The sequence below is a fragment of the Vibrio ponticus genome (genome assembly GCF_009938225.1).
Taxonomy (GTDB): Bacteria; Pseudomonadota; Gammaproteobacteria; order Enterobacterales; family Vibrionaceae; genus Vibrio; species Vibrio ponticus.
In genome coordinates this window covers 1,637,059-1,648,859 of sequence record NZ_AP019657.1, presented here as the reverse complement: position 1 = coordinate 1,648,859, position 11,801 = coordinate 1,637,059, and the positions used below count along the sequence as shown (strand labels likewise).

Sequence of the window (11,801 nt, the reverse complement as noted above, 5' to 3'; positions counted from 1 at the left end):
ATGCTAAACCGAGATCATTTGATCTCGGTTTTTTTGTACCCGATCAGATCAAATAAGCGGTGATTTCGCACATAACTGCTAATTAAGCTGTGGTAGCATCGCCATAAATTAATACCGAGGTTTATAAACAATGTCGTCAGATTTTTACGGAAGCAGTGCTGCCTACAAACGCAAAGAAAGCGATTATCGTGAACGTGCTCTTAAATTATACCCTTGGGTATGTGGTAGCTGCGCACGTGAGTTTGTTTACTCTAACTTGCGCGAGCTGACCGTGCATCACAAGGACCACGACCACACCAACAACCCAGCCGACGGCAGCAACTGGGAGCTACTTTGCTTGTACTGTCACGACCATGAGCACAGCAAATATTTAGAGCATGATCGCTACGGTAGCGAAATCCAACCAGGTCAAGATGAGCATAAAGCGGCGACTCATAACCCGTTTGCAGATTTAGCGGCGATGATGAAAAAGGGCAAGTAATTAGCTCTTGCAGTAAATTGAATGAGAGACCCAGCGTGCACTGCGCTGGGTCTTTTTTTGCTTTCAAGAACAGTTGTTCTTTTGCGGGTATTCTTTTACGGGGACACACACCTCAATACCCACGCTTTAATAAACAAGTAAGCAGTAAGATCAATAACACAGAAAGCAATAAGGACAAGCAATAAGGACAGTCATCGCAAAGTAAGCAAAGTATGAATTGCTGTTAACAGTTCGATAGTTTGTGATATTTAGAGTTGATGCGATTTTTGAGTGTTTTAGCCTAGGTCTACCTACCTCAATTTGGAAATGAGTATGACTACGGCGAGAAAACATCAGGTTTCTGTGGAAGCAACGCCTTATTATCATTGTGTTTCCCGTTGCGTCAGGCGCAGCTTCCTTTGTGGGATAGATCCTGTCACTGAGCAAAACTACGAGCATAGACGTGAGTGGATTGAGCAGAAAATGTATGCTCTAGCTCAGGTGTATTGCATCGATATCTGTGCCTACGCGATCATGAGTAATCACTACCATCTCGTCTTGCATATTAACCGAGATAAAGCACTAAATTTATCTGACCGAGAGGTGGTTGAGCGCTGGCAGCAAAATCATAAACTTCCTAGCTTAATAGTACGTTGACTAGCCGGAGAGTTAACTTGTAATACTGAAAACGAAGTGTGTGCAACGCTTATAGAATCTTGGCGAGAGCGGCTATGGAATCTCAGTTGGTTTATGAAGGAATTGAACTTCGACATCGCTTGTAAAGCAAATCGTGAAGATGAATGTCGAGGGCACTTTTGGGAGAGTCGCTTTAAAAGCCAAGCATTGTTGGATGAGCAAGCATTGGCTGCGGCAATGGCATATGTAGATTTGAATCCTTTGAGAGCGGGTATTGCAGATACTCCAGAAACATCGGAATTTACTTCGATTCAAGCTAGATTAGAGGCGCTCAACAACCGACAAGAAACTGCGCCATGCTTATATCCGTTTATCGGTAATCCAACCAACGAAATGTTAGACGGTATACCATTTCGATTGATAGATTATATTGAACTGGTCGATTGGACTGCGCGCCAATACCGAGATGACAGAGCTTCTTTGAGTTCGACGATGCCACCAATTCTAGAGCGACTGAATGTTAGCCAAATAACTTGGCTAAAAGCCTGTTCTAAACTCGAAAAGTATCATAGTTCAGCCGTTGGGTGTGCAAACCATATCGAGAGAGCTAGGTACATGCTCAATAAGAAGCGAATACATTTATTTCGCTTAGATGGATAAGAAGTAACACTTATTTTCCACCAATCATCAAAGGACTTTGAACAACGAAAATCGACATTCGTTGGTCTTTTCTTATCCCCTTACCAACGAATTCTCGAGAGCAAATACAAATTGCTACGATAATTTTCCTCTGAGCTGCAGACTTTGCCAAACTACGACTAATTTTGATTAGCACAAGCTTTCGATATGTTGGCTTTCTTTAAGGTGTATGTCCTTACTATGATGGCGAGTGTTCTGACAAGATGCTCTGTTAAGGTGTCTGTCCTTGTAAAGATTTCTTGTAAAGATTTTCGGCTCTCAACTCTGAGTTTTTAAACTGCAGTTTATAGGGACATACACCTCGACCTTTCTTATCGACTTCAAAGCAAACTAAGCTATTGGCGTGTGTCTCGGCAAGGCGTCCCGGCAAGGCGCGTTTAGGTTTTGTTGTAGTGTATGTCCTTATAAGGAGAAGATCGCAGCATAGTAGTGTGTGTCTTACAAGGAGAAGAGTGAGTCATACATCGAGACTCCTTCTCAATCTTTAATTTTGATAACATCAAATTATTATTTTCATAATAAACCATAATTTCACGTAATCGATCTATCTCCCTATACTCTCCTCATCGAAACAACATCGGCAACAAATTAGACAGATTGGAGCACATTATGAAAATGAATCACGTAGGTATTATGGTCGGCGAGATGGACAAAGCGGTTGAGTTTTACACTAAAGCTCTCGGCTTGCGCATCGTAATGGGTAACACCAAAGTTATCGAAGAGCGTGAAAGTGCGATTGGTCGCATGTGTATCGCGGTATTTGGTGAAGGCTTTAAAGGATTTAACATTGCTCACCTTGTAACGACAGACGGTATCGGTGTTGAGCTGTTTGAAATGAAAGAGCGTCAAGAACGCCATGAAGTCGACTTCTCTCGCTTAGGTATTTTCCACTTCTGTCTGCAAACAGATGATTTTGAAGGCGTGATCAAACGTGTTGAAGAGTTTGGCGGTAAAGCGCGCATGGATATCATGCGTTACCATCCAGAAGATGACAGTAAACCAGCGCAAATGATCTACATGGAAGACCCGTTTGGTAACCTATTTGAGCTTTACTCCCACACTTATGAAGAGACTTACGCTTCTGATTACGAGTAATAAACCGAGAAAGACGGGCAGTGCCCGTCTTTTTGCTATTTATGCGAAGTTACCGAGCTTGAGCTGATTCGCCGAGCTTAAAGGTCGCTTTTAAGTCATCCATCATTACGCCATACCATGGGTTAAAGGTGAGCCTTGCGTGAATATGTTTGTTCGCTTTCCCATCCCACGCGCTATACCACACTTCTTCTCCGGCATTACAACGCTTGATATCGTCAGCCGTCATATCCGAACCATTGCGGCAAATTCGCTCACTGCCATTGATACCGTAGTAAGGATTAACAGGTGAGTAGAGGATCCCCATGTGCGACATATTACTGATGCGCAGCTTTCTGTTGTAACTGTTGATGTAACGAGTTTTGCCTTCAACCGCCGAGATTTGGTCACCAAACCAAATTAGTTTGTTATTCGGGTTAGTGAACTGAGAATCGAATAGCTGCTTGATTGCACGGGTATCGAGCACGCTATCGTGTTGAGTCAGCACCATAAAGACAGGCTTGTCATACGGTTGCTCTTCCAGTTTATCCGTAACCTGTTTACTGGTGTTGTAATATTGAGCGAAACCATTGGTTGGCACCATAAAGTAACGGGTGTAGTTCGTCACGTTGCCCGGTTCGACTTCAATTAGCCATGGTTTGATCCAAGAGATCCACGGAGTTGCAAACGCCAAAGGTTCGTTGGAGACAAAGCCCGGTGAGAATAGCATCAGACCAGCGATATCGTTATCTTGCGCGGCATACGAATAAGCTAAGTTCCCGCCAGTAGAAAAACCACCCAAATAAACCTCATCAACGTCTTGCTTGAGCAGTGCAACCTGCTTTTCAACTAATTGATTCCATTGCTCATAATCGACATCCAGCATATCAGCAGGTCGTGAGCCATGCCCCGGAAGTATAACCGTACGAACTAGAAAGCCTTGCTCACGTAATGACTCAGCGATATCGACAAACGAGTAGGGTGAGTCTCCCAACCCGTGTATCAGCAAGATACCTTTGTTGTTTTTGTTCGCATCACTTGGTTTTAATTCCGCGGGCAGATTCGCTTGTAATTCTGCCTGCTTGTCTTGAGTCAGAAAGTAGCGATTAGCGAGTAGCTGTTGTTTAGTTTGCTCAACGTAAGAGTCAAAGGAATCATAACTAGTGACCGGCTCTATGTTTGATGGGGTATAGAGCGGGTGAGTTTGATTGGAAGAACATGCCACAGTGACCAGTGGAAGAAGTAAAGCCAGTAATTTACGCATAATAGAGATTAACAGGTTTTGATAAGGCGATTTTAACTGGGAATAATGAATGGAATCTGAACATTCATCATGCCTTTTGCACTTCTAGTGTAAAGAAGTGCAAAGAGGCGCGATAGAGATCCGAATTACAGGCGATTATCACCGCAGCTAAATGCAATGATTTGGCTGATGTGGGTGAGACTTCGACCGCTTTGTTGCTGCCAATGAGCAAAGGCTTGATTGCACTGAGCAAGTGAGCGTTTGGTGTCTTTACCGCCTTCGATAATTTTGTAGCTGCGTAAGTAGGCTTCTACATCACCAGAGAGAATAAAGGTATCCACACCCATTTGGCGCAGCGAATAAGGACCTGTATTACCCCCCAAACGTTGACCATGCTTTTTCAGATAGAGCCACAGTCCAGTGATATCGTCACTAGACCAGTTTGCTACCGTGGTTGCGAATGAGCCATGAGCGATACCCGCTTCATAAATCATCTGCGCATTAGCGGCGATAGACATCACTTTACTGTGGTGGCGAATAATGCGTTTATCGGTCGATTTCGCTTCCCACTGTTCATCGGATAACATCAACAGTGGTCCGATTTTAAAGCCGAAAAATAGCTCTTCAAAGTTTGACCATTTATTGCGAACTACTTTCCAACTCATGCCACTTTGGAACACTTTCATTGAGAATGCAGACAACCAACGATCATCTGGAATAGCCGCCAGTGCTTCTTTGCTCAGTGGGGTGCTGAGCATCGCTTCGAGTTGCGCTTCGCCACCTTTACGCTCTGCTGCTCGTTGATAGATGGCGTCAAAGTGCTCTAAATTCATAAATCGTTTCCGTCAAAGTAAAAGCCAGAGCGATGCTCTGGCTTAGATAGTTGAGTGGTTGTTACAGAGTCAGTAGGTAATTGACTAACTGGTTGTACTCGTCAAAGCTTTTAACTTTGTTCGCCACCACAATGTATTTGTTGTTAACCACCACCGCAGGCACACCGCGTAGCGTGCTGTCTTTAAAGCGTTCGTTGTATTCTTCCAGTTTTTCTTCAACGGCATTGCTGTTGTAAGCCAGGTCAAACGCGCTAGCACTGACACCGTTTTTCGTGAACACTTCACGCAGTTGCTCTTCGTTTTGTGGTGCTTTGCGTAGGATGTGGATTTGCTCAAACATCTTTGGAACCATGCTGTCTTCGACTTGTAGCTGCACCATAGTCGCGTAAGCCTTGACCATAGGCTCAGCCATCGGACCGCCCATAAAACCAACATGCACTTTTTCAAACGTGACATCGTCAGCCAGTGCTGGCTTGAGGTTTTTAACGATTGATTCGAACTGGTAGCAGTGCGGGCAGTAGAAAGAGAAGTACTCAGTAACGGTCGGCTGGTCTGCTTTTGGTTGATCGATAACCGTATAGTAATCACCTTCAGTGAAAGTTGTTGCTTGTACTGAAAAAGCAACCGCGAGCGAGGCGAATAGGGCAAAAATTTTCTTCATGATTTAGTTCCTAATAGTTAACTTGATTTAATGCGCATGCGTTAAGCATGAAAGGAGTCGATTAGGGCTAAGTGAATCGGAGGACGAAATAGGGTTTGAACACGGCTGATCGCTTTGGCTATTTGCTCTTGTCCAATGAGCGCGATGGCACTAGGCGCGATTTGCAGCGCATGATGGCTCGGCTCAAAGGGTATTTTCATCACGCAAAATGAGGAGCAGCTTTGATGCTCTACTTTGGCATGATGAGAGGTGTGCGGTGATGAACTTTCTTGCTCAGGGCAAACTTGCGTGACTTCGGTAACGGTGGGGTTTGGCTCGCTCATCGGCTGGTGGTTGGGTAGTGTCGTGCTCGCTTGTACGGCATTGATTGCGCTTAGCCATAACAAGCAAAACGCGCTAAACAGAGCGATCAGTAACTGTCGATTTGTTTTCTGCATCAATGCACTACCTTTATCCAATCCGGGTTTATTCTAACTGATGGATAAACAAAAGCCACCTAGTTTACAAATATGTCAAACAGGTGGCTTAGGTTTTGATTAATGATTGACTAAGGTTAAGCCGCTTGGCAGGGCATCACCAAAGACACGTTTTGACTCAGTTGCAGACAGCTCTTTGACTTCAGCAACCAACTCTAGCCATGATTCCGGCACTTTGCTCTGTTTAAGCTTTGCCAATACTTGCTGGCGGTAGTCATCAGAAATATCGAACAGGCGATCGCCCGTTTTACGACAAATCATGACCGCCGCGAAGGCAATCATCGGCTCTTTCTGCCAGTTTTGCTCGAGTATCTTAGGTAGCCATTGTTCCGCTTGCTCACGGCTCACCACATTGTGTTGGCTGCCATAAAGTGGCGTACGCGACGCAAGGCGACCTAACGCCCACCAGTGCGCTTGTTGGAACTGATTGTGGTTGATGGCTTTACTTAAGAACCAACTGCTCAGCAGCACTTTATCTTCCACATCCAATTGCTCTAAGGAGGCTGATAGACGTACCATCGATTCATAACCCATATCTTGCGCCGCTTTGGCAGATTGTGGGTTTTTCATCGCACCAGGGTGCAGATATTTGGCGATATCTGCCAGGATGGTTTCTTGCTGCTCTTGATTTAAGCCGCCGGCAATGCGGCGCCAGAACACCCACCAGTCTGTCCAACCTTGATGGTTTTTAAACTGGATACCCTGTTGGTATAGGCTCCACACCTGTTCGATGCGCCAGCCATCGGTGGCATCACCAAAGCCCGGGCGAAGTGAGAAGCCAGCCAGTCGTAGCCAGTTTTTCTCATGTTGCTCAGAGCGACGACGACGTTTACGACCGGTGGCAAAAGCATCAAACAGTTGGCGTAATGTAGTGAAGTCCCATTCATCACGCTGACCAAGGCGTTTTTCCAGATCTTTAGCCAGCGTCTTGATTTCGTTGTTTTCAGCACTCTTTTTATTGGCGCTGTAGATACGGCTAATCAGCTCTTTACACTCGCTTAAACGCGGGTGCAGATCCTGCTCTTCTTCGGCAGCTTGTTGGTTACGCACTTCAAATTCCAGCGCCCAGCGTTTGCTCTCGTCCTGAGTTGAAACGCACTCCATCTTCAAGGTGCCCACTTCGGTAAGTTGACAAGCAAGTAGGACTTCAACGCGCTCTTTTTGGTTGGCGTGCAGTTCCACCCCTTCGCTGTCCAAGGTCGAAATATAAGGTGGCAGTGGCTGGAATAGGTCTGGATCGACGTTAACCATCACACCGTTTTGGATTGCGGTCTGATTGCTAAGCGTATCGTGAGTCGATGTCAGCAAATTAAAGCGTACTGGCTCGCCAAGTGTTAGCGAGAAACGGCGACCACTTAAGCGGATCTCTTGACCTTCTTCAGTGCCTTTAGCCAGTAAACAGAGCGCTTTACCAAGCTTGTTTTTCTCTTGTAGATGCAAGAAGTAAGAGCGCGCCGCGCCGCCACCGATTTTAAGCTGCGCACCACGGCGAGCTTTACCAAAGGCGACCGCACCGAGTGCTACTGACCAATCTGGGTGTGGGTTATCGAGTACAGTGATGTCACCGCCGCGCCAGTTTTCTAGTAAGGTAGTGACGCGATCGGTAATGAGTTCACTGTTGAATACACCACCGTTAAGCAACAAGCCGACTGGAATCGCGGTTTGTTTGTCATCTTCAATGCCCAGCGCTGCGCGAGACACTTGCTGATGCTGAGTTAAGAACTCCGCCACATGCTTACTGACCGCCGGATCTGCCACGTAAGGCAGACCGAACTCAACCACCGCGCTGCGGCGTTTATCTGGCAGTTCAGCAAAATCGCTGATAGGGAAGAAGCCATCCAGTGCGATTTGGTGCACTTCGGCTTTGTTCAAATCGATACTTTTAGTGCCGCCAAGCAGCTTCGAACCGCTACCAAGCATAGTGATTTTCACTTGCTCAGGTGCGTTAGCTGACAGCAGGTTTTCTTTTGCTTTGCGCGTTTGCTGAATCAGCTTGGTAAGGCTGGCTGCATTAAGCTTCTTATTTTGATTGAAGCGACTTTCCGCAAGGTGAGCCAGGGCTAGGTCGAGGTTATCACCACCAAGCATAAGGTGCTCGCCCACGCCAATACGGTTCAGTGCGAGCTCATCGCCATTGTCGGCAGCAAAACTGGCTTCAATCAAACTTAAGTCGGTGGTACCACCGCCCACGTCACACACCAAAATCAGCGGTAGTTGTTTCAGTTCATCGGCAGCGGTTTGCTGGTGGCGAGCGTACCAGTCGTAACAAACAGCCTGCGGTTCTTCAAGCAAGACGATTTTATTTAAGCCTGCCAGTGCTGCTGCTTCCAAGGTGAGTTTTCGCGCCGTCTCATCAAATGAGGCTGGCACTGTCACAACCACATCTTGGTCTTCGAGTTTGTTGCTTGGGTTACGGTAGTTCCACGCTTGGCGGATGTGATTTAAGTAGCTGGCACTGGCGACTACCGGTGAGACTTTCTCAACATCGCTAGCGCCTGCCCAAGGCAGAATATCTGAGCTGCGGTCAACCGCTTGGTGTGATAGCCAGCTTTTTGCACTGGAAACTTGGCGACCTTCGACTTTGGCGCCCAACTCTCGTGCCCATTCACCAATGATCACATGTTCAATATCACCGGCAACTGGCTGGTTTTGCCAAGGCAGGGTGAGATCGCTTGGTGAGATTTGCCCAACAGCCGGATGGTAACGAAAAGAGGGCAGGAGCGGCTTACGCACCACTTCACCAGCGCCAATCAGCTGGTCGATAGCAAATAGGGAGACTTCGGATTGTTGTAGGTCGTCAGTAATTTCACAGTAAGCCACCACAGTATTGGTGGTACCAAGGTCAATACCAACGAGAAAACGAGGAGATGCCATTACAAACCTTCGTGTATTCAAAAAACGGCACCCGATTGGATGCCGTTAGATTGTCTTTTATTGTTCTTCGTTTGCGTCGTTTTTCGCGTCTTCGCGGACGTCAAACTCAACGTGCCATTTTTGACCGTTGTCTGCGGCAATCGCTTCAAGGTATAGCGTGCCAAGCTCGGTTACACGAGAGGCTAGGGTTACTGGAACCACTTCACCTTCACGGCGACCTTCGGATACTGGCAGCGTTACTTGAATCTCAGGTAGCTCTTCAAGCTCTTCTGGCGCCCAGTAATCAAGGTGAGTACCTGCTAGATCATCACGACGTACTGTTGAACCGAAGAATTGGAAGTTAACCGGTTGACCGATAATAAGACCAAACTCTTGGCTTGGTACATCAACACTTGAGCCTTCTTCCATGCCAAATGGTGCCACACAAAGCGCTTCCATTGGTGGTGCCATGCCTGGAATCGCTGGCATCGCGCTTTCAATACCCACGTAGTAGCTTGATGCGATACCACCGCGAATACGAACACCTTGTCCACGACGTACAGAGCCGTAGTATGAAGCACCGCTTGCCACAGCAAGATCTAAATCAGTGCCGGTTAGGCGTTTTGGTAGCTCAGCTTCCGCGTCAATCAGCCACTCACCAATCGTTTCTTCTAAGCGGTTTGATAGCAACGTTGACTTAAGCACACCACCGTTGAATAGAATCGCTGTTGGTTTGATAAAGTCCGCTGATGGCGCTTCACCACCCATACCTGGCATGCCAGCAAATGGGTTGTACTCTTGCGCTGGTGCAGCGTCGCCATTTCCTGAAACAGACAATGCATTAGCTTGCTTAGATAGGAAAGCTGCAATATGACGAGTAATGCCAGCGTCTTGTGCATAAGGCAGACCCATTTGCGTCAATGCGCCGCGGTTACGTTGTACCGGGTGCTCCGTGATCGCCACTTTCGGGAAGAAGCCATCAACCAGAGTTTGTTGTACTTCTTGCTGGGTTAGCTCAGTTTTCAGCGTTGCGCCAAGCAGTTTTGAACCACGGCTTGGTACTACGATTGGCACTGATTGCAACTCTGCATCGTTAAGCAGTGCTTCTTTTGCATCGCGACACGCGTGAGTCATCGCTTGAACTTGCCATGGTTGCAGCTCTTTGCCTTCTTGCGCCAGTTTCATTTTTAGGCGGTAAGCCAGCGCGAGATCCATGTTGTCACCGCCCAGTAGGATATGTTCACCTACTGCAATACGGTTAAGCGTTAGATTGCCATCTTCTTCAGTTACTTCAACCAAAGAAAGGTCAGTGGTACCACCACCGATATCGACTACAAGTACGATATCACCGACGACAACTTGTTCGCGCCATTTGTCGCCGCTGTTGTCGATCCAGTTGTAAAGTGCCGCTTGTGGCTCTTCTAGTAAAGTAAGGTGCGCAAGACCAACATTACGCGCCGCTTCTGCGGTTAAATCGCGTGCTGCTGGGTCAAATGATGCAGGAACAGTGATAGTTACATCTTGCTCTTGCAGCGGATCATTTGGGTGGGCGTGATTCCATGCAGCAGTTAGATGCTCTAGGTACAGCTCAGTTGCACGTAGTGGCGATACTTTTTCTACTTCTTCTGGGCTGCCCGCAGGAAGGAAAGCATCACGGCGGTTGACACCACCATGGCAAAGCCATGATTTCGCACTCGCGATTAAACGAATTGGCGTTTTAGAACCGAGGTTACGAGCAATAGCACCAACCAGTGCTTTTGGCTCGGTTGACCAAGGCAGTACTCGAGATGATGCGTCCATCTCATGTTCGTGTGGTTGGTATAGGAACGAGCCAAGTTGGCTGCGAGTTTCCACAGTACCTGGCGCGGTGAGTTGAGGGATTGCCATCACTTCAACTTGCGCGTCTTCGTTGCGAGTGTCTAGGAAAGACATCACACAGTGCGTGGTACCTAAGTCAATACCAACGCTAAATGCTGGATGAGTCTGTTCAGTTGCTACAGATTCAGTTGTTTGTTGGTGTTCCATTACAGCTCTACCTCAGCTGGTGCAATTACAGAAGCGTCATAGTTTTCAGCCAATTTTGGCAGCTTCATATCAGTCGCTTTCCAGCCTTTGTGTACTAGCGTGCCGCTAAACGGAGCTTGACCAGTCACATTGCCTGTTAGGCGTACTTGCTGTGGGTTGAAACCTTCTTCAACTGTAATGCGAGTTTCTTCTTCTTCGTTACGAATGTGCTCAAGCGTTACGTAGTCAGCCAGTACTTTTTGACCGCCAGTGTGGATAACGCGAGCCGCAGCGCCAACTTCTTCATCAGAGAATGACGTCAGGTCTTCTTTTAGGAAGTCAATTAAGCGCGCTTCTTGTTGCATGATAGAAAGTAGCTGCATCGCTGAATCTGTGTTTGCTGTTGCAAGTTTTGATTCAACTTCAACAACTTTTTCAATCACTTTTTCAACTTCAACAATCTTTTCTACTTCAACGATCTTTTCGACTGGTTTTTCAACCTCAACGATTTTCTCAACCGGTTTTTCGACCACTTTCTCAATCACTTTGGATTTGCGCGACACCGCGACAAGAAGTAATAGAACACTTGATGCAGCAAGACCTGCGTGCAGCATATCGAACGTTTGAGGAATCATTTGTAAATCGAACGTCATGACAATTCTCTTTAATAGGTTAGAGTTCAAGTTCTGCTAAAAGCGTCACTTGGGCTAATAGCCAGTAATCATAAGTAAATTGGGGTGGATGGTAACACATTCAAGCGCAGAATCTCGCACAAAACGTATAAGAAACAGTATAGACAGCACTGGTTGATTTTTTTTTAGGCAAAGTAAATTCTCACTCTGCGATAAAACCTTGGTTAATTAGC

At 46.6% G+C, this 11,801-nt stretch carries 9 protein-coding genes and 1 pseudogene; 3 read left to right on the top strand and 7 right to left on the bottom strand.

Annotated elements, in window-relative coordinates:
• Positions 1–130 precede the first annotated feature (130 nt).
• The 3 genes and pseudogenes from GZN30_RS07180 to GZN30_RS07170 all read left to right on the top strand — a co-directional run bounded on the left by GZN30_RS07180 (position 131) and on the right by GZN30_RS07170 (position 2,890).
• On the top strand, positions 131–481 hold the full coding sequence (locus tag GZN30_RS07180; protein ID WP_075648597.1) for a YajD family HNH nuclease: 351 nt from the start codon (positions 131–133) through the stop codon (positions 479–481).
• 312 nt (positions 482–793) lie between these two features.
• Positions 794–1,756, top strand: a pseudogene (locus GZN30_RS07175) (transposase).
• A 648-nt stretch (positions 1,757–2,404) separates the two neighbouring features.
• Positions 2,405–2,890, top strand: coding sequence for a VOC family protein (locus tag GZN30_RS07170; protein ID WP_075648596.1), 486 nt, complete (start codon positions 2,405–2,407; stop codon positions 2,888–2,890).
• Between the two features lie 49 nt (positions 2,891–2,939).
• Here GZN30_RS07170 and GZN30_RS07165 read toward each other — a convergent pair whose 3' ends face one another.
• The 7 genes from GZN30_RS07165 to GZN30_RS07135 all read right to left on the bottom strand — a co-directional run bounded on the left by GZN30_RS07165 (position 2,940) and on the right by GZN30_RS07135 (position 11,589).
• The gene (locus GZN30_RS07165; protein ID WP_075648595.1) at positions 2,940–4,130 is read right to left on the bottom strand and encodes an alpha/beta hydrolase; all 1,191 of its coding nucleotides are present in this window, start codon (positions 4,128–4,130) and stop codon (positions 2,940–2,942) included.
• 125 nt (positions 4,131–4,255) lie between these two features.
• Entirely contained in the window at positions 4,256–4,942 is a 687-nt protein-coding gene (locus GZN30_RS07160) for a DNA-3-methyladenine glycosylase I (RefSeq protein WP_075648594.1), read from the bottom strand.
• A 61-nt stretch (positions 4,943–5,003) separates the two neighbouring features.
• Entirely contained in the window at positions 5,004–5,603 is a 600-nt protein-coding gene (locus GZN30_RS07155; protein WP_075648593.1) for a thiol:disulfide interchange protein DsbA/DsbL, read from the bottom strand.
• A gap of 41 nt (positions 5,604–5,644) precedes the next feature.
• A complete protein-coding gene (locus GZN30_RS07150; RefSeq protein ID WP_075648592.1) occupies positions 5,645–6,040 on the bottom strand; it encodes a hypothetical protein in 396 nt (131 codons plus the stop codon).
• Positions 6,041–6,139: 99 nt separating this feature from the next.
• Positions 6,140–8,953, bottom strand: a complete 2,814-nt coding sequence (locus tag GZN30_RS07145; RefSeq protein WP_075648591.1) for an Hsp70 family protein — start codon at positions 8,951–8,953, stop codon at positions 6,140–6,142.
• A 57-nt stretch (positions 8,954–9,010) separates the two neighbouring features.
• Positions 9,011–10,957 carry an Hsp70 family protein gene (locus tag GZN30_RS07140; RefSeq protein ID WP_075648590.1) on the bottom strand — a complete coding sequence of 649 codons (1,947 nt, stop codon included), beginning with the start codon at positions 10,955–10,957 and terminating at the stop codon, positions 9,011–9,013.
• Positions 10,957–11,589, bottom strand: coding sequence for a DUF2760 domain-containing protein (locus GZN30_RS07135; RefSeq protein ID WP_075648589.1), 633 nt, complete (start codon positions 11,587–11,589; stop codon positions 10,957–10,959). The genes GZN30_RS07140 and GZN30_RS07135 overlap by 1 nt, the downstream gene beginning before the upstream one ends.
• Positions 11,590–11,801 lie beyond the last annotated feature (212 nt).

Coding starts and splice junctions, on each gene's coding strand:
- GZN30_RS07150 (WP_075648592.1), bottom strand. CDS start 6,040: ATGCAGAAAACAAATCGACAGTTACTGATCGCTCTGTTTAGCGCGTTT.
- GZN30_RS07135 (WP_075648589.1), bottom strand. CDS start 11,589: ATGACGTTCGATTTACAAATGATTCCTCAAACGTTCGATATGCTGCAC.
- GZN30_RS07170 (WP_075648596.1), top strand. CDS start 2,405: ATGAAAATGAATCACGTAGGTATTATGGTCGGCGAGATGGACAAAGCG.
- GZN30_RS07145 (WP_075648591.1), bottom strand. CDS start 8,953: ATGGCATCTCCTCGTTTTCTCGTTGGTATTGACCTTGGTACCACCAAT.
- GZN30_RS07140 (WP_075648590.1), bottom strand. CDS start 10,957: ATGGAACACCAACAAACAACTGAATCTGTAGCAACTGAACAGACTCAT.
- GZN30_RS07155 (WP_075648593.1), bottom strand. CDS start 5,603: ATGAAGAAAATTTTTGCCCTATTCGCCTCGCTCGCGGTTGCTTTTTCA.
- GZN30_RS07160 (WP_075648594.1), bottom strand. CDS start 4,942: ATGAATTTAGAGCACTTTGACGCCATCTATCAACGAGCAGCAGAGCGT.
- GZN30_RS07180 (WP_075648597.1), top strand. CDS start 131: ATGTCGTCAGATTTTTACGGAAGCAGTGCTGCCTACAAACGCAAAGAA.
- GZN30_RS07165 (WP_075648595.1), bottom strand. CDS start 4,130: ATGCGTAAATTACTGGCTTTACTTCTTCCACTGGTCACTGTGGCATGT.